We start from the raw sequence: 16,331 nt of genomic DNA, 5'->3' as shown, positions 1-16,331 counted from the left end.
CACATCAGGAGGTTTTCCCCATGCGCCGCACCGCAACATTCCTGTTGGCCTTGGCCACCAGCGTGGCGGGGGTAGTCCATGCCGCACCGCCGCCCATGCAAACCGTGGAATCGGTGGACCTGAAGCGTTACGCAGGCATGTGGTACGAGATCGCGAATTTCCCCATGTTCTTCCAGCGCGACTGCGTGGGAGACACCACCGCTGAATACACCGCGCATACCGACGGCACGGTCGGCGTGAACAACCGCTGCCGCACCAAGGATGGCGACATCGATTCCGCCTCGGGCACCGCCAACGTGGTGGAAGGCAGCAACAACGCCAAGCTGGAAGTCTCGTTCTTCAAGCCGTTCAAGGGCGATTACTGGGTCATCGGCCTGGACCCCGAATACCGCTGGTCGGTAGTCGGGACCCCGGACCGGAAATACCTGTGGATCCTGTCGCGCTCGCCGCAGCTGCCCAAGGAAGAACTGGACAAGGCCCTGGATGCGGCCAAGGCCCAGGGCTATCAACTGGACGAACTGCGGTTTACGCCTCAGAAGTAAGACGCGCTGCGGCGCTCTATCCCGCGTAATCGCGTGCCAGCCGCAGCACCGTTACGCCCGGCTTCAGCTGCCGCAACGACGGCATGACCAGCGTGCATTGATCGTACGGCGTCACGATGGGCTGGCCGTCGGCCCAGCCTATCGTCGAACCGGCCCGCTCAAACGTCTCCAGGCCCGTCCAGGGCTGCGAGAAGCGCAGGTCCATGGACGGCGCGACCACCGCGTCCGTCACTTCCAGCACGCGCTGGTTTTCGGCATCCGGCAACAGCCAGCCCGCCGGCACGTCCGCCGCATCCGCCACGCCCGATTCCAGCAACATGCGCGCCACCATGTCGCGCGCCACGTCGCGCGCAGCCAGCTCGCCATGGAAACCGCATTCGATCAGCAAGGCGCAGGCGTCTTCGCGGGCCGGATCGCCGAACTGGCCGAAGTCGCGCATGCGCACGCCGTCCTTGTGGCCCGCGTCCACAATCACGTGCTGCGGCGCCTTCAGCCTGCGCGCCAGCGCGATGTTGCGCGGCAGAACGCCGGTCAGCAGCAAAGGCGCGCCCGGTTCATGCATGGAGTGCAGGTCCAGCAGCCAATCCGCGCGCTCCACCCAGGGACGCAGTTCGGCGCCGCGCCGACGGTCCGGCGTCGTGGGGTTGTCCAGGCGCTCGGCGCTCCAGACGCGGTTCATGTCCTCGGCGACGAAGCGCGACGCATCGTGGTTGGCATGGTCGAAACGGTCGAACGCATCGAGATTGCAGAACGCCAGCGTCAGGCTGCCGCGGCGCGGCCGCAGGCCCGCCGCCAGCAGGTCCTTCAAGGCCCAGGCGCCGCACAGCTCGTTGCCGTGCACCAGCGCGGACAGCATCAACGCGCGCCCCGGCAGGCCTGAATCGAAATGCCACACGCCTGGGGTGCCGGTATTGCCGGCGCGCTCGGCGCTCAGGTCGGGTACGGGAAGCTTGAATTCCATGGATGTCGTCCGCTGCGGTGCTAGGGTGTTGCGATGATCCGGTTTCGAATCACTGGGCTTCGATCTTGGCGGCCTTGACCAGCGCGCCGTACTTCCTGGTTTCCTCGGCCTGATAGGCCGCCGGGTCCAGGCCCGGTTGCGACAGCACGCCGCCGGCTTCCTGCATCTTGGCGCGGAACTGCTCCGACTTCAGCGTCTCGGCCAGCGCGCTGCGCAGCTTGGCCGCCACCGGCTCCGGCAGGCCGGCCGGGCCATAGAGCGCGAACCAGACGCTGATGTCCACGGATTCGAACCCCGGGGTTTCAGCCAAGGCAGGCAGGTCCGGCGCCACCGGCGAACGCTTCTTCTCGGTCACGCCCAGCGCCACGATCTTGTCGGCGCGCACTTGCGGCAGGCCCGAGGACAGCACCAGCATGCCGTAGTCCAGCTGGCCGCTCATCAGGTCCGTCACCAGCGGCGCCACGCCGCGGTACGGCACGTGCTCGGCGCGCGTGCCGGTCGACTGGTTGATCATTTCGCCGGCCAGGTGCAGGGTCGTGCCCACGCCGGAAGAACCGTAGTTGAAGCTGCCGGGCGCGGCGGCGCGCAGCTTCTGCAGATACTCGGCGGCGGTCTTCACGCCCGAATTCTTGCTGGCGGCCAGCAGCATGGGCTGCGAGGCAATCACGCCCAACGGCGAAAAGTCCTTCACGCTGTCGTACTTGACCGCATTGTTGATCATGCTGGCGATGACCATTTCATTGGTGGAGCCCAGCAGCAGCGTGTAGCCGTCGGGCGCGGCGCGCGCCACGCGCTGCGCGCCGATGGTGCCGCCGGCGCCGCCCACGTTCTCGACCACCACGCTCTGGCCCAGGCGCTTGGCCAGCTCTTCGCCGAACAGGCGCGCGGTCAGGTCCACGCTGCCGCCCGCCGGGTAGCCGACCACCAGCGAGATGGCGCGTTCGGGATACTCGGCGTGGGCGGAAGACGCCGCGGCCAGCGCAGAGACGGCACAGATAGCGGCTAGCGCGCCGCGCAACGGATGCAGGACGGATTTCATGTTTTCTCCCTGGGGTGCTGAGGCGGACGGCGGCGCCGTCTCATTTGATGTTTCGGGAGCTATTCTCGGGCGTACACCAGGGATATTTCGTGCCGAATCGACACATTGCCGTGCGGATTCGGCACACGCCTGGCGCGCGACCAGCGGATTTCAGGCCTTGCGGCTGGCCGTGGCTTCCCAGGCCGCTTCGGCCAGGTCAGCCAGGCGCGCCCGCGACCGGTACAGCCGCACCTCGAACGAGATTTCCTCGCTGCGGCCGCCCAGGGCGGCCAGCGCGCCGCGGCGGCAATCCGCCGCCACCATGGACCAGGGCAGCCAGGCCACGCCCAGGCCCTTGGCAACCGCGCCATGCGCCGCGTCCAGCGAATCGCTGCGCAGAAATGGCGCCAGGGCGTAGGGCGTGGCCTCCAGGCGGTCTCCCACGATGCGCTCCATGGCCAGGCCGCCCGCATAGGTGATCAAGGGCACGGACGGACCGCCTTCCTGCAGCACGTAACGGGGCCGGCCGCGTGAATCCGCCTGACTGACGGGCACGAGCTTGTCGGTGCCCAAGGTCATGTAGCGGTAGCGTCCTGGGCTCAGCTGCACGGACAGAGCCGGATGCTCATAGCAGCACAGCAGGTCCACCCGGCCTTGTTCCAGCCGGGCCGCCATGTCCTGCATCATGCCGGTGGACAGCTCGACCTGCGTGCCCTCGGTCAACACCTTGGGCGTGCGGTGGCGCAGGCGCGCAATCCAGTCGGCCACCAGCGTCCGGGCCAGGCTGCGGCCGGTGGCGATGCGCAGCACCGCCTCGCCGCCTGCGCCGAAACTGCGGATGCGATGACGCACCTGCGCCATCTGCTCCACCACCTGCGTCGCCGTCTTGAGCAAGGCCTCGCCTTCGGCGGTCAGGACCACAGGCAGGCGCTGACGTTCGATCAATGGCGCGCCGGCCCAGGCCTCCAGCGCGCGGATGCGCCGTCCGAACGCAGGATGGGTGACGTGGCGCAGCTCGGCCGCACGCACGAAGCTGCCGGTCTGCGCCAGGGCAATCAGATCTTCAAGGAGTTTCAGGTCGGCCATGGACGTCAAGCTTACGCCATCGGCCGGCCCTTCACTTGGCGCCCAGCCCCATCATTGCCAGGGTGGCGCGGGTCAGATCGCTGTCCGGATCTTCCAGCTCATTGACCAGGTCGAAATGGTTGCAGTGCGGCGTCGGGATGCGGGTGGAAGCCAGCCCTGCGGCATTCCAGGCTGCTTCGTATGCCGCCGTCTGGTTCTTGAAGCCCTGGGTCTCCAACCCGCCCACGGCCAGCAGCATCGGACCCGCGCGTTCCGGCAGATGGAAGATCGGGCTTTGATGCGCGGCTTGCTCGGGCGTGAGCTGCAGCCAGGTGTTGGGCAGGACGTCGCACAGCGGACGCAGGTCGAACAGCCCGCTCAACGCCAGCGTGCCCTTGATCACGTCGTCCGGCACGCCGTAGCGCGCCTGCCACGCCGGCGCGACCAGCATGCCGGCCAGATGGCCGCCCGCCGAGCTGCCGCTGACGTAGATCCTCTCGGGATCCACGCCATAGGCCGCCACGTTGCGATACAGCCAGGCCACGGCGGAACGCACCTCGCGCACCACTTCGCCCAAGGTGGCCTCGGGCACCAACGTGTATTCCAGGGTAGCCACCGCGGCGCCCGCGGCGTTGAAGGCCTCGGCCATTACCGGAGCGTCTTCCTTGCGCTGCGCGCGCCAATAGCCGCCATGGATGAACACGAACAGCGGCGCCGGCGCCTGCGAGGCGGCGGGCAGGAACAGGTCCAGCCGCTCGTCCTGGCCCATGCCGTAGCGCAGGTCCAGCACGCCGGGGCGGCGCGTGCGCACCCGCGCCGAGGACTCGGCATACCGGCGCACGCAGGCGTCGAAATCCGGCACCGATTCGCGCGCGTTGTATTGCACCTCGCGCTCGGCGATGGTGGGAAAGAAGAGATCGATGTCGGTGTTATGCATGCCTGGCCTGCGATGTGGGCTGCGATTGGGGCTGGGAAATGATGCGTTCGATGAACTGCGCGGTCTTGCGGTAGTGCGCGGCCAGCATGGCGACCGAGCCTTCCACGTCGCGCGCAACGGCGGCGTCCAGCAGCTGGCGATGTTCGTCGTCGACGTTGCGCTCCGGCCCGTAGGCGGTCGCACCGGCGCGCGCCGGACGGCGGTAGCGCTCGGTCTGCGCGTAGAGCTGCGTGGACAGGTCCAGCAGCCAATGGGAGCGGCAGGCGCCGATCAGCGCGTGGTGGAATTCCAGGTGGCGCGCCTCCAGCAGTTCGTCCAGTTCTTCCGAAGGTTCGGCGGCGGCCTCGGCCCGCTGCGCGGCCAGCGTCAGCGCATGGTACGCGCCGACCAGGCGCGTTTCCCAGGCGTCGTCGGCATTGGCCAGCGAGCGGCGCAGCGCGTCGCAATCGATCAGTATGCGGGTTTCACAGGCGTCCCACATTTCCTCGACCGACAAGGGCGCGATGCTGAAGCCGCGCGACGTGGTGCTGATGACCATGCGCTCGCTGCGCAGGCGGTTGAGGGCTTCGCGGATGGGAGAGAAGCTGCTGCCGTAGCGCTGCTTCAGCAGTTCCAGCCGCAAGGACTGGCCCGGCGCGAAGGCGCCGCGCATGATGTCGCGCCGCAGCAGGCGGTAGACCTGCTCGGACAGCGTGATTTCCTCCACGCCGGCGCTCCCGTCCGATCCGGGATCGTCCTGGCGGGAAGCTTTGATTCTAGGCTTCAAGATGGTCTCCAGATGTCTGCAGCCGGGGCGCGTATCCGCGCGCGGCCCATTCTACCCGCGCCCCAGGGCCGCGCGGCCTGCTCAAATACCCAGGTAACGCTGCGCCAGCTCGGGCTGGGCGGACAGCTCGGCGGGCCGCCCCGACCAGGCTACCCGGCCCTTGTCCACGATGTAATGGCGGTCGACCAGCGTCGCCATCTCGGGCAGGTTTTTGTCGATCACCAGGATGGTCTGGCCTTCGGCCTTCAGCGCCCGCAGGCAGCGCCAGATCTCCTGGCGGATCAGCGGCGCCAGCCCCTCGGTGGCTTCGTCCAGGATCAGGAGCTTGGGGTTGGTCATGAGCGCGCGCCCCACCACCAGCATCTGCTGTTCACCGCCTGAGAGCGTGCGCGATGACTGCCCGCGGCGCTCTTTCAAGCGCGGGAACAGCGTGTAGACGCGCTCCAGGTCCCATCCGCCCGGCGCGGCGCGCGAGGTCGCCACCAGATTTTCCTGCACCGTCAGTGAACCGAACACGCGCCGGCCCTCCGGCACCAGCCCCACCCCCAGGCGCGCCACGCTGCTGGGCGCGGAACGGCCCAGCGTCTGGCCGCGGAACTGCACCGCGCCGCCGGTGGCGGGCAGCATGCCCATCAGGGTCTTGATCGTGGTGGTCTTGCCCATGCCGTTGCGCCCGATCAGCGAGATCACCTCGCCTTCGCTGGCCTCGAACGACATGCCAAACAGGACCTTGCTGGAACCGTAGCCGCCAGTCAGCCCTTCAACCTTCAACATGTTCTTCTCCCAGATACGCCGCGCGCACCTCCGGATGGCGGCGCACCTCCTCGGGCGAACCGCTGAACACCACGCGGCCATAGACCAGCACGCTGATGCGGTCGGCCAGCGCGAAGACCGCGTCCATGTCGTGTTCCACCAGCAGGATGCCGTAGTCGCCCTTCATGCCTTGCAACAGCCGCGTCATGCGCGCCGATTCCTCGGGCCCCATGCCGGCCATGGGTTCGTCCAGCAGCAGCAACCGCGGCGAACGCGCCAGCGCAACCGCCAGCTCCAGCTGCCGCTTCTCGCCGTGCGCCAGGTCCGCCGAACGCACGTGGCGGCGGTCCTCCAGCCCCACATGCTTCAGCCACTGCATGGCCTCGGTCTTCAACGCCGCATCATGGCGCGGGTTGGACCAGGCCTGGAAGGCGCGGCCGCCCTTGAGCATGCGCGACAGGATCACGTTCTCCAGCGCGGTGTATTCCTGGCACAGCTCGGTGATCTGGAACGAGCGGCCCAGCCCCAGGCGCGCACGCTCGAAGGCGCGCAGCCCGGTCACGTCCTGTCCGTCCAGGTGGATGGTGCCGGAATCCGGCCGGATCTCGCCGCAGATCTGCGCGATCAGGGTGGACTTGCCCGCGCCGTTGGGGCCGATGATGGCGTGGATCTCGCCGGCGCGCACGTCCAGGTCCACGCCGTTGGTAGCCACCACCGCATCGAAGGCCTTGCGCAGCTGCGTCAGGCGCAACAGGCTCGCGCTTGCGTCAGTCGGCATGGCGCGTCTCCAGCAGTTTTCCGAACAGGCCCTTCTGGCCCCACAGCACCACCAGCACCAGGATGGGCCCCATGTACAGCAGCCAGTGCTCGGTCAGGGACGACAGCATCTGCTCCAGCCCCAGGAACACCGCCGCGCCCGCGATCGGCCCCAGCAAGGTGCCCACGCCGCCCAGGATGACGATGGCCATGAGTTCGCCGGACTTGGTCCAGGCCGCCATGTCGGGCGTCACCAGCCCGGCATAGTTGGCCCACAGCACGCCGGCCAGCCCCGTGCCCACCGCCGACAGCACGAAGGCGCTGAGCCGGTACGGCGTGGGCGCCACGCCCAGGTTGATGGCGCGCCGCTCGCTCTGGCGCAGCGCCTGCAGCACCATGCCGAAGCGCGAGTTGGTCACGCGGATGCACAGCAGCGTCCACAGGGTCAGCAGCGCCAGGCACACATAGTAGAAAACCATGGGGCTTTCCAGATTGATGCCGGGCAGCTCATTGCGCTGCGGAATCATCAGGCCGTCATCGCCGCCGTAGAACTGCAGCGACACCAGCACGAAGTACACCATCTGGCCGAACGCCAGCGTGATCATGATGAACTGCACGCCGCGCGTGCGCAGCGCCAGATAGCCGAACAGCCAGCCGGCCAGCGCGCACACGATGAGCGCTATCGGCCACACCACCAGCGCGGCGTTGCTGCCGGCCCAGCCGAAGATCGGGCCGGCTTCCGAAGTATGGAAGGCAATGATGCCGACCGCATAACCGCCCAGCCCGAAGAACATGGCATGGCCGAAACTGACCATGGCGCCATAGCCGATCACCAGGTCCAGGCTGACCGCCGCCAGGCCGTAGATCAGAAAGCGCGTCACCACGCCGATCAGGAACGGCGAGCCCGAGGCAAGCGCCGCGGCCGGCAGCAGGATCAGCACCGCCAGACCCGCCAGGCCCCAGCGGGCGCGGTTCGTAAGTGTGTATGCCATCTTCATCCTCGCGCCGGGAACAGTCCACCCGGCTTGGCAATCAGCACGATCGCCATCAATACATAGATGCTGGCGGAAGCCATGCCTGCCGCCAGCGGGTCCGCGGTGGCGGGCGAGAACATCGTCGACAGCAGCTGGGGCAGGAAGGCACGCCCCAGGCTGTCCACCATGCCCACCAACAGCGCGCCGGCCAACGCGCCACGCACCGATCCCACGCCGCCGATCACGATGACCACGAAGGTGGTGATCAGGATGCGCTCGCCCATGCCGATTTCGACCGCCAGCAGCGGCGCGGCCATCACGCCGGCCAGGCCGCAAAGCAAGGCGCCCAAGCCAAACACCAGCGTGTAGAGCTTGCGGATGTCTATGCCCAACGCGTCGACCATCTCGCGGTCGTCGGCGCCCGCGCGGATCAGCATGCCGATGCGCGTGCGGTTGACCAGCCACCACAGGCCCACGGCCACCAGCGCGCCTATGGCGATGAACGACAGGCGGATCAGCGGATACTGGAACCCCGGCGCCAGCGTCACCGCGCCTTCCAGGAAGCTTGGGATGCCCACCAGCGGCGGACGCCGGCCGAAGATCAGGCTGACCGCTTCGTTGGAGAACAGCAGCAGGCCGAAGGTGGCCAGCACCTGGTAGAGGTGATCCCGCTTGTACAGCTTACGTATCACCACCACTTCGACGGAAATGCCATACAGGCCCGCCCCCAGCAACGCCGCCAGCACGCCCGCCAGGAACGAGCCGGTGGTGCCGATGGCGTAGGCCGCGCAATACGCCCCCACCATGTAGAACGACCCGTGCGTCAGGTTGACCACGCCCATGATGCCGAAGATCAGCGTCAGTCCGGCCGCCAGCATGAACAGCATGGCGCCGAACTGCAGCCCGTTGAGCAGCTGTTCAAACAGAAGCGTCATGACGGCATCTTGCAGAGTTGCGCGTAGGCGTCCTTGTCATCGGACACCAGCTTGCGGACCAGCTTCGGCGACAGGCTGCCGTCGCTATCCTTCTCGATGCGCATCAGGTACAGATCCTGGATCGGATGCTGGTTGGTGTTCATGCTGAACTTGCCGCGCAGCGATGTGAACTCGGGCTTGCGCAGCGCGGCGCGGAAGTCCGCGGCCTTGGACAGGTCGCCGCCGGTGGCCTTCAGGCCCGCGCCGATCAGCTGCGCCGTGTCGTAGGCCTGCATGGCGTAGTCCGTCGGCACGCGGCCGTAGGCGTCCTTGAACGCCTGCACGAAGGCCTTGGATTGCGCGTTGTCGAAGTCCTGCGACCAGATGCCGGTGATGTAGGCGCCGGCCGAGGCGTCGCCCGTGGCCTGGATCATGCGCGCATCCATCGAGAAGCTGGGCATCAGCATCGGGATGCTCTTGTTCAGCCCGGCCGCCGCGTACTGCTTGACGAAGTTGATGCCCGTGCCGCCCGGATGGAACTGATAGATGGCGTCGGGCGCCAGCGAACGCAGGCGCGCCAGCTCCACCGAGAAGTCCGACTGGTCGAGCTTGGTGTAGATCTCGGCGACCACTTCGCCCTTGTAGGTGCGCTTGAAGCCTTCGATGGCGTCGCGGCCCGCCTGGTAGTTGGGCGCCAGCAGCACGACCTTCTTGTAGCCCAGCTCGTTGGCCGCCACGCCGCCGGCCGTGTGGAAGGCGTCGTTCTGGTAGGACGCCACGAAGTAATTGGGATCGCACTTTTCGCCTGCGAAGTTCGACGGGCCGGGATTCAGGCTGACGTAGAACGCACCCGACTTCACCACGCTGGGCACGACCGCCGCCAGCACGTTGGAGAAGTTCACGCCGGTATAGAGCTTGACGCCCGATTGCAGCAGGCGGTCGGCCGCCTGCTTGGCGTTGGCGGGCTTCAGGCCGTCGTCCTCGATCACCAGTTGCACGGGCACGCCGCCCAGCTTGCCGCCGCCCTGCTTGATGGCCAGGTTGAACGCATCGCGCTCGTCTTCGCCGATGTAGCCCGCCGGCGTGGACAAGGTGGCGATGAAGCCGATCTTGACCGGGTCCGCGGCATGGGCCGCCCCCATGGACGCCGCGGCGCCCAACGCGACGGACAACGCGCCGCCCAGTATCTGTTTCTTGATCATGTTTTTCCCCTTGGAGACTGCGTTGCCCGCCGCCCGCGTCGGCGGCCGGGCGTTTTAGACCGCCACCACCGGATGGCGCAGCGTGCCGATGCCTTCCACGCAGGCCACCACCACGTCGCCCGGCCACAACCATTCCTGGGGCTTGCGTCCCGCGCCCACGCCTTCTGGCGTACCGGTGGCGATGATGTCGCCCGGTTCCAGCGTGATGCCCGCACTGATGTCCGAGATCAGGAACGGCACCTTGAACAGCATGTGGCGCGTGTTGGAGCCCTGCTTCTTTTCGCCGTTGACCGTGAGCCACAGGTCCAGCACCTGCGGATCCGGGATCTCATCGGCGGTCACGATGCACGGGCCGAAGGGCGCGTAGGTGTCCATGCCCTTGGAATAGATCCACTGGCCGGCGCGGCGGCAATCGCGCGCGCTCATGTCCAGCATCACGCTGTAGCCGAACACGTACGACAGCGCATCGGCCTCGGCCACGCGCGAAGCGCGGCGGCCCATGATCACGGCCAGCTCCACTTCCCAATCCAACTGCTGCGTGATCTTGGCGTTGTGCTCGATGGCGTCGCCCGGGCCGATGACCGTGGTGGGCGGCTTGGAGAAGATCACCGGCTGCTTGGGCAGGTCGGCCGAGGTATCCAGCGTGCGGCTGGATTCCTCCACGTGCTCCACGTAGTTCAGGCCGATGCCGAAGATGTTCTTGCGCGGACGCGGAATCGGCGCCAGCAGCTTGACGTTCTCCTGCGGCAGCGCGCTGCCCACGGGCCAGTTGCCGCGATAGGCCTCCATCAGCTTGCTGGCCTGCGCCACCGCCACGGGACCGAGGTCGATGAAAGCCAGCATGTCGTCAGGCAGGTCCACGCCGCCGGCGCGCCCCAGCAGGGCCAGGTCGATCACATAGCCTTCGGCCAGCGCGCCCAGGCGGGCAGCGGCGGTGGGGTGAGCGCGAAAAGTTACCAAGCGCATAAGAACTCCATTGATTCAGGACGAGTTGAGTCAAGCGCGCGGGCCAAGCCCGCGCGGCGGATGAAAATTCGGGAGGGAACGGGCGGCGCTAGATCAGCACTTGATGGCCGTCGTTTTCCTTGACCGCTTCTTCGCGGTAAAGCGCCAGCGCGCGCATCACGGGCAGGTCGTTGAAGCTGAACAGGCAGGCGTCGTCGTTCGATGAAAGATTGACGTGTTCATGGATGGCCCACGAGGGCACGCAGAAGATGTCGCGCTCGGTCCAGTCATAGCGCTTGCCGTCGATGATGGAATAGCCGCTGCCCTTGGCCACCTGGTAGATGAAGCTGCCGGTATGGCGGTGGGCCTTGGTGTGCTCGCCGGGCCGCAGCAGCTGCATGCTGGCGCCGATGGTGGGCATGACCGGGCCGCCCGTGGCCGGGTTGACGTATTCGAGCAGGATGCCGTCGTAGGGGCTGCCCGCAGTGGTGCGCGCATAGCGGCGCAGCGCCTCGTAGGTGGGCTCCCATTCGTACTTGAAGAGCGGCGAATAGGGCTTGGTCCAACCGGACACCTGAGGCCGTAGCGCCGGATTGGCCCAGGCTGCGCTGGTGTCGTCGACCGGATAGGTCACGGTCTGGTTCAAGTCGGGATGCACGGCATAGAAGCCGGCTTCCATGGCGTTGACCAGCGGGATGTCCAGGCCGTCCTGCCAGATGCAGGTGGTGCCGTCTTCGGCCACGCCATGCTCGTGCCAGGTGCCGTTGGGCGTCAGCACGAAATCGTTCGCGCCCAGCGTCATCTTGTGGCCGTCGACCACCGTGAAGGCGCCCCGCCCTTCCATGATGAAGCGCAGCGCCGAATGCGAATGCTTGTGGGCGGAAGCCAGTTCGCCCGGCTTCATGACCTGCAGGCCCGAGTACAGCCAGCCCACGGCGGCGGCCACGTCGCGCCGGCCCGGGTTGTTCAGGTAGATCACGCGCCGGCCCGCCTCTTCGGGCGAAACCAGCTCGGACGAACGCAGCACGTGGCCGCGCAGGTCCTGGTAGCGCCACACCACCGGCACCGAGGCAGACCGCGGCGCCCACGGTTCGATCTTGTTCGCCACCGTCCACAGGGCGCCCGTCTCCAGGCGGGCCAGCTCCTGGTAATAGGCGATCAGCTCGGGCGAGTCGGCCACATTGGCGCGGCCTATGGTGTCCTCGCGGTACGCGTCATAGCGGTTCGCTTCCATCCCTTGCCTCTTTTTATAAAAATTCGAATATTTTCGAAAATAATAGAGGCCAGCTGAAAATCGGGCAACGAGTGCGCGCTAGGGGTTTTCCCAGGCCGCCTGAAAATTGTTGGCGCGCGGTCAAACAATACTGTACAAAAACACAGTACAACGTGATACATTTCGCTCGCCCAAAAAACTGTCGTCCAGGAGAACCCTGTGTCAGAAGCTGCCCATCTCGTCCAGTACATCGTCGTTCCCTACCGCGCCGCCGCCGATGGCGTCGCGCCCGGTGAAATCCGCGCCGCCAGCAGCGAGTTCGGCGCCATACGCATCGCCAACTCCATGGCCTCCAAGTTCGCCGGCGTCGCCGCCTACGAAGTACTGGTGGACAAGGAAACCGGCGACATGGAATCGCCGCGCATCCTCGCCCAGATCGGGACCGTACCGGCACTGGACGATTGAACGCGAGGCCGCCGTGCGGCGTCGCCCCGGCCCGGCGGCAACGACTGATCGCCGCTGGGCCGTGTCATGAATTTTCTTTGATTGGAATGAATATTTTCTAGCTTCACTAGGGCAAGGATGTCCGACAGGATGCGGGGTTACGTGCAAATCGCCTACCCACCTTGCCACCAAGAAGCCGCATGATCCGCCAACTCCCCTTGCTCCGCGCCACCACGGCCGGACTCCTGTCCCTGGCTTGCGCCCTGACGCATGCGGCGCATTCGCCGGAGTCCTCTGACTGGCCGAGCAGACCCGTGACGCTGGTCGTGCCTTTTCCCCCAGGTGGCGGCAATGACGCAGTAGCGCGCCAGATCGCAGGCCCCGCAGGCCAGGCGCTGGGCCAGCTTCTGGTCGTCGAAAACCGGCCGGGCGCGGGCGGCACCATAGGCTCTGCGACCGTCGCCCGGGCACACCCCGATGGCTACACGCTGCTGCTCTGCTCGACCAGCAGTCTGGTCGTGGCAACAGCGCTCTATCCCAGCTTGCCGTACCGCGTCGAGGATCTGGCTCCGGTCGTCCATATTGCCGATACGCCGACGGTCTGGGTGGCCGATCCGGGCGTATCCGCCACCAATCTCCAGGAATTCATCGCGGCCGCCAAACAGGCGCCCGGCAAATACGGCTACGCCTCGGGCGGCACGAACACCATGCCTCATCTTGCAGGCCGAACGATCAGCGCGCGCAATGGCCTGAACATGCTGCACGTGCCGTACCGCGGATCCACGCCCGCCTATGCGGATCTCGCCACGGGACGCGTGAACCTGATGATGGACAGCATTATTTCAGCGCTGCCCTTCATCGAGTCTGGCCGGGTCAAGGGACTGGGCGTCAGCGCCGATCAACGCCTGCCGCAGATGCCGTCCGTACCGACCTTGGCTGAACAGGGCCTGGACGACTTGGGCTTCGTGGGCTGGGTAGGTATTTGCGCGCCGCGCAACACGCCGCATGAGATCACCGCCAAGGTCGCTCGCAGCGTGCAGCAAGCATTGGCCCAGCCCTCGTTGCGGGAAACGTTTGCGAGGCAGATTGCGAAACCGGTAGGTAACGGCCCCGACGCGTTTGCGCAGAAGATACAGCGCGATACCGTGGCGTGGCGGCAGATCATCGCGGCGTCTCAAACGGGCCAGGATTGAGGCACAGGCAGCACACGCCGAAGCCCGGCTGCGCTCAGGCGGCTAGCGTCGGCCCGTTCGCCATGCCATCCGAGACCAGCCTGGCGACCTCGCAAATGCAATCGACCATGGCTGCGCGCAGCGGAATCGAGGGTTGGTCGACATAAGCGGCAAAGTAGGTCTGCTTAGGAAATGGCATGGAAAATGGCAGCCGCACAAGCTTGCCCGAATCGAGCTCCCCGCGGATGAGCTCGATCGGCAAGACCGCGTATCCCGCGCCCGCAACGGCCAACCGCAGCATGACCGACAGCGATCTCAATACGATCAGCTTGAAGCCTTGCATCTGAGGAGACGAAAAATAGCTGGCGATGGCAGAGTACAACAGCGAATCCACCGGATAGGACAACAGAGGCAGCCGCTTCAAGTGGTTCACCGACGGCTCGACATCGCCGCGCATCAGGCTTGGGCTGCAGACCCAGACGTAGTCCAGCTCGAGCAACTGCCGGTTTACCACCATCGGCTCTTCGATGCTGCCCAGCAACAGCCCGATGTCGAGCGTGCCCTCACGCAATTGCTGCCGTATGTCCGTGCTGGTCAAAGACTGCAGATGCACGGTGACGTTCGGCCATTGTCTGCAGAGGGCGGCGGCCATGGGCTCGAGTATCGCTTCCGCAACGGTCCCGCTCATGCCGATGCTGATCTGGGTAAGCCTTACGTCCGTGGTCGCGAACCGGCTGGTGAAGGCTCTCGCATGTGCCAGCAGTTCTTCCGCAGGGCCAAGCATTTCTGCGCCTATCGGCGTCAAGCTCAGTTGCTTGCCCTTCTCCCGCACAAAGACTCTTACGCCCAGTTCTTCCTCGAAGGCCGCAATGCGGGCGGAAATAGCCGCCTGGGACGCGTGGAGTTCTTCCGCGGCCAAAGTCATTTTCTTGAGCCTGGCGGCTCGGACAAACGTTTCCAGAAACCGGAGATTCATGCGTGGATATCCTAAGCCTGAGATACACCCCTGTCCCACCGGCCTGCGGCGGAACAGTCCCGGTCAGTATCGGGATGGGTTATCAGAATCCGAAGGGGCTGGGCTCCCCTGCTGCGACGCACCAATACACTCGCCGGATTGGCGAACGACGGCCGACTTTGGAAGAAAAACAAGGACCGTTAACCCGTTTTTCTCATGGCCCGCAGACGTTGGTATACGCCGACGGGCCTAAATGCAAAGCGGGAGACGATGCTCCCGCTCATAATCCCAAGCGATTGATTTTAACTAAATTTCCGGACTTTAAACACGAAATGCCCCTATCAAAACTTCGTGTTTTTTCTCGTATCCCGCCCTTGTGAGACTGCGTCAATCGGCATGCAACCATGAAACTCGACGGCTGCAGCATTCCGCATGTTTCACTGCAACAAATTTCGCCATCATCGGCATCCTGACGCCGGATTCATGTCTCGCTTTATCAAGCATTTATGGATTTATGCAGACACCTCGTCCGGACAAATCAACACAGAAGTCGCTGTCCAAATTTCCAATAATCAGCAATAAACAATCATTGCCTGAATTCGAAATTCGTCACGCGCAGAGTTAATCAAACGTATCCAAACCGGCCCCGGCCGTTGACCGGCCGCGGGCCAATGCGCGTCGCCGACGCCCAGCCTTTGCAGAATGGGCGTCTCAGCGCACTCAAAAATCCCAGATGACCGGCACCCAGCGGAACGCGTCGCCGTCAACCGCGACCCGCCCGAGGGACGGGAACGGCAAGTGGGCGGCGACCAGCAACCCACGGTTCTGCGCCAACTCCTGGAACAGACCGAGGCGGACGCGGGCCGATTCCTCGGGGTCGTGTTCGAAGCCGTTGTGCCATTCGGGATGGTCGAATGCCACCGGGAACATGGCGTCGCCAGCGAAGGTCAGCCGTTCGCCGCCCGAGACCAGATCGACCACGCTGTGTCCGGGCGTATGGCCGCCTGTCATGCGCACGATGACGCCCGGCGCCACCTCATGCCGGTCTTCGAAGAGCCGCAGACGGTCGCGGTATTCGTTGTAGAAGCTGGTGGCGGTCGACTTCAGCACCGCAGGCACCGGCTTGGGCATGACGGTGTGCGAGAAATCCGGCGAAGTCCAGAACGCCACTTCGGTCGCGGACACGTGGATGCGCACATCCGCACGCAAGCGTTCCTTGACGCCGGGCACGAGCAGCCCACCCACGTGGTCCATGTGCATGTGCGTGATGATCACGTCGGTCACGGATTCCAGCGCGATGCCGGCGGACTCAAGCCGCTGGGGAAACAGCCCGGCGCGCGGAAAGCCCGCGAACTGCCCGCCCAGTCCCGCATCGATGAGTATGGTCTGATCGCCGCTGCGCGCCACCATCACGTTCAACGGCCAGTCGAACGCGTCGGGCGGCATGAACATGTGTTCCAGCCAGGCCGCGAGATCGGCGGGATCGGCATTGGTGGCCATCGTCGAGGTCGGCAGCGGCAGCACGCCGTCGCTGACGACCAGCGCGTCGATGTCGCCGATCTGCAGCGCGTAGCGCGACGGAACCAGGTCGACGGATTCGGTGTTTTCAATGGCAAACATGGCGGTATCTCCAGGAAGGTGCGCCACCAAGGTGGCGGCGCGGAGGCTTCTGCGCGTGGCGAAGTTGGGAGGATCGTAGGTCTGGCTCTTCAGG

At 65.8% G+C, this 16,331-nt stretch carries 17 protein-coding genes; 3 read left to right on the top strand and 14 right to left on the bottom strand.

All coding sequences use genetic code 11. From position 1 onward, the window contains the following. The first annotated feature begins 20 nt into the window (after positions 1–20). Positions 21–542 carry a lipocalin family protein gene (locus NGK62_RS13865; protein WP_251878730.1) on the top strand — a complete coding sequence of 174 codons (522 nt, stop codon included), beginning with the start codon at positions 21–23 and terminating at the stop codon, positions 540–542. 16 nt (positions 543–558) lie between these two features. Here the strand turns inward: NGK62_RS13865 and NGK62_RS13860 are convergent, their stop codons facing one another. The 12 genes from NGK62_RS13860 to NGK62_RS13805 all read right to left on the bottom strand — a co-directional run bounded on the left by NGK62_RS13860 (position 559) and on the right by NGK62_RS13805 (position 12,067). Then, on the bottom strand, positions 559–1,503 hold the full coding sequence (locus NGK62_RS13860) for a M14 family metallopeptidase (protein ID WP_059377431.1): 945 nt from the start codon (positions 1,501–1,503) through the stop codon (positions 559–561). A gap of 49 nt (positions 1,504–1,552) precedes the next feature. Beyond that, positions 1,553–2,542 carry a Bug family tripartite tricarboxylate transporter substrate binding protein gene (locus NGK62_RS13855; RefSeq protein ID WP_059377429.1) on the bottom strand — a complete coding sequence of 330 codons (990 nt, stop codon included), beginning with the start codon at positions 2,540–2,542 and terminating at the stop codon, positions 1,553–1,555. A 150-nt stretch (positions 2,543–2,692) separates the two neighbouring features. After that, complete coding sequence (locus NGK62_RS13850) at positions 2,693–3,607, bottom strand: LysR family transcriptional regulator (protein ID WP_059377426.1); 915 nt, start codon at positions 3,605–3,607, stop codon at positions 2,693–2,695. Positions 3,608–3,638: 31 nt separating this feature from the next. Beyond that, a complete protein-coding gene (locus tag NGK62_RS13845; protein WP_059377423.1) occupies positions 3,639–4,523 on the bottom strand; it encodes an alpha/beta hydrolase in 885 nt (294 codons plus the stop codon). Continuing rightward, positions 4,516–5,289: a GntR family transcriptional regulator gene (locus NGK62_RS13840; RefSeq protein WP_118933452.1), complete on the bottom strand. Its 774-nt coding sequence runs from the start codon at positions 5,287–5,289 to the stop codon at positions 4,516–4,518. Before NGK62_RS13840 ends, NGK62_RS13845 begins: the two co-directional genes overlap by 8 nt. Positions 5,290–5,370: 81 nt before the next feature. Then, entirely contained in the window at positions 5,371–6,063 is a 693-nt protein-coding gene (locus NGK62_RS13835; protein ID WP_118933469.1) for an ABC transporter ATP-binding protein, read from the bottom strand. Continuing rightward, on the bottom strand, positions 6,050–6,820 hold the full coding sequence (locus NGK62_RS13830) for an ABC transporter ATP-binding protein (protein ID WP_118933451.1): 771 nt from the start codon (positions 6,818–6,820) through the stop codon (positions 6,050–6,052). The genes NGK62_RS13835 and NGK62_RS13830 overlap by 14 nt, the downstream gene beginning before the upstream one ends. Further along, positions 6,810–7,796, bottom strand: coding sequence for a branched-chain amino acid ABC transporter permease (locus NGK62_RS13825; RefSeq protein WP_059377416.1), 987 nt, complete (start codon positions 7,794–7,796; stop codon positions 6,810–6,812). The genes NGK62_RS13830 and NGK62_RS13825 overlap by 11 nt, the downstream gene beginning before the upstream one ends. After that, on the bottom strand, positions 7,793–8,707 hold the full coding sequence (locus NGK62_RS13820) for a branched-chain amino acid ABC transporter permease (protein ID WP_054455060.1): 915 nt from the start codon (positions 8,705–8,707) through the stop codon (positions 7,793–7,795). The genes NGK62_RS13825 and NGK62_RS13820 overlap by 4 nt, the downstream gene beginning before the upstream one ends. Beyond that, entirely contained in the window at positions 8,704–9,888 is a 1,185-nt protein-coding gene (locus NGK62_RS13815) for an ABC transporter substrate-binding protein (RefSeq protein WP_251878728.1), read from the bottom strand. Before NGK62_RS13815 ends, NGK62_RS13820 begins: the two co-directional genes overlap by 4 nt. 54 nt (positions 9,889–9,942) lie before the next feature. Next, positions 9,943–10,854: a fumarylacetoacetate hydrolase family protein gene (locus tag NGK62_RS13810; RefSeq protein WP_251878726.1), complete on the bottom strand. Its 912-nt coding sequence runs from the start codon at positions 10,852–10,854 to the stop codon at positions 9,943–9,945. A gap of 88 nt (positions 10,855–10,942) precedes the next feature. Beyond that, positions 10,943–12,067: a cupin domain-containing protein gene (locus NGK62_RS13805; RefSeq protein WP_059377411.1), complete on the bottom strand. Its 1,125-nt coding sequence runs from the start codon at positions 12,065–12,067 to the stop codon at positions 10,943–10,945. A 198-nt stretch (positions 12,068–12,265) separates the two neighbouring features. Here NGK62_RS13805 and NGK62_RS13800 point away from each other — a divergent pair, with 198 nt between their 5' ends. After that, positions 12,266–12,511, top strand: coding sequence for a hypothetical protein (locus NGK62_RS13800; RefSeq protein WP_054455066.1), 246 nt, complete (start codon positions 12,266–12,268; stop codon positions 12,509–12,511). Positions 12,512–12,690: 179 nt separating this feature from the next. Further along, positions 12,691–13,683, top strand: coding sequence for a Bug family tripartite tricarboxylate transporter substrate binding protein (locus tag NGK62_RS13795; protein WP_251878724.1), 993 nt, complete (start codon positions 12,691–12,693; stop codon positions 13,681–13,683). Between the two features lie 34 nt (positions 13,684–13,717). Here the strand turns inward: NGK62_RS13795 and NGK62_RS13790 are convergent, their stop codons facing one another. Beyond that, the gene (locus tag NGK62_RS13790) at positions 13,718–14,638 is read right to left on the bottom strand and encodes a LysR family transcriptional regulator (RefSeq protein ID WP_059377405.1); all 921 of its coding nucleotides are present in this window, start codon (positions 14,636–14,638) and stop codon (positions 13,718–13,720) included. Positions 14,639–15,337: 699 nt separating this feature from the next. Next, a complete protein-coding gene (locus NGK62_RS13785) occupies positions 15,338–16,237 on the bottom strand; it encodes an MBL fold metallo-hydrolase (protein ID WP_251878722.1) in 900 nt (299 codons plus the stop codon). Positions 16,238–16,331 lie beyond the last annotated feature (94 nt).

Source organism: Achromobacter sp. Marseille-Q4954, from assembly GCF_943737025.1.
Lineage (GTDB): Bacteria > Pseudomonadota > Gammaproteobacteria > Burkholderiales > Burkholderiaceae_B > Achromobacter > Achromobacter bronchisepticus_A.
The sequence above is the reverse complement of the archived record's forward strand: the minus strand, read 5'-3'. Positions and strand labels throughout refer to the sequence as shown.

What these genes read in the sequence shown, in the direction of transcription:
- NGK62_RS13865 (WP_251878730.1), top strand. Translation starts at nt 21, where the DNA reads ATGCGCCGCACCGCAACATTCCTGTTGGCCTTGGCCACCAGCGTGGCG.
- NGK62_RS13860 (WP_059377431.1), bottom strand. Translation starts at nt 1,503, where the DNA reads ATGGAATTCAAGCTTCCCGTACCCGACCTGAGCGCCGAGCGCGCCGGC.
- NGK62_RS13855 (WP_059377429.1), bottom strand. Translation starts at nt 2,542, where the DNA reads ATGAAATCCGTCCTGCATCCGTTGCGCGGCGCGCTAGCCGCTATCTGT.
- NGK62_RS13850 (WP_059377426.1), bottom strand. Translation starts at nt 3,607, where the DNA reads ATGGCCGACCTGAAACTCCTTGAAGATCTGATTGCCCTGGCGCAGACC.
- NGK62_RS13845 (WP_059377423.1), bottom strand. Translation starts at nt 4,523, where the DNA reads ATGCATAACACCGACATCGATCTCTTCTTTCCCACCATCGCCGAGCGC.
- NGK62_RS13835 (WP_118933469.1), bottom strand. Translation starts at nt 6,063, where the DNA reads ATGTTGAAGGTTGAAGGGCTGACTGGCGGCTACGGTTCCAGCAAGGTC.
- NGK62_RS13830 (WP_118933451.1), bottom strand. Translation starts at nt 6,820, where the DNA reads ATGCCGACTGACGCAAGCGCGAGCCTGTTGCGCCTGACGCAGCTGCGC.
- NGK62_RS13825 (WP_059377416.1), bottom strand. Translation starts at nt 7,796, where the DNA reads ATGAAGATGGCATACACACTTACGAACCGCGCCCGCTGGGGCCTGGCG.
- NGK62_RS13820 (WP_054455060.1), bottom strand. Translation starts at nt 8,707, where the DNA reads ATGACGCTTCTGTTTGAACAGCTGCTCAACGGGCTGCAGTTCGGCGCC.
- NGK62_RS13815 (WP_251878728.1), bottom strand. Translation starts at nt 9,888, where the DNA reads ATGATCAAGAAACAGATACTGGGCGGCGCGTTGTCCGTCGCGTTGGGC.
- NGK62_RS13810 (WP_251878726.1), bottom strand. Translation starts at nt 10,854, where the DNA reads ATGCGCTTGGTAACTTTTCGCGCTCACCCCACCGCCGCTGCCCGCCTG.
- NGK62_RS13805 (WP_059377411.1), bottom strand. Translation starts at nt 12,067, where the DNA reads ATGGAAGCGAACCGCTATGACGCGTACCGCGAGGACACCATAGGCCGC.
- NGK62_RS13795 (WP_251878724.1), top strand. Translation starts at nt 12,691, where the DNA reads ATGATCCGCCAACTCCCCTTGCTCCGCGCCACCACGGCCGGACTCCTG.
- NGK62_RS13790 (WP_059377405.1), bottom strand. Translation starts at nt 14,638, where the DNA reads ATGAATCTCCGGTTTCTGGAAACGTTTGTCCGAGCCGCCAGGCTCAAG.
- NGK62_RS13785 (WP_251878722.1), bottom strand. Translation starts at nt 16,237, where the DNA reads ATGTTTGCCATTGAAAACACCGAATCCGTCGACCTGGTTCCGTCGCGC.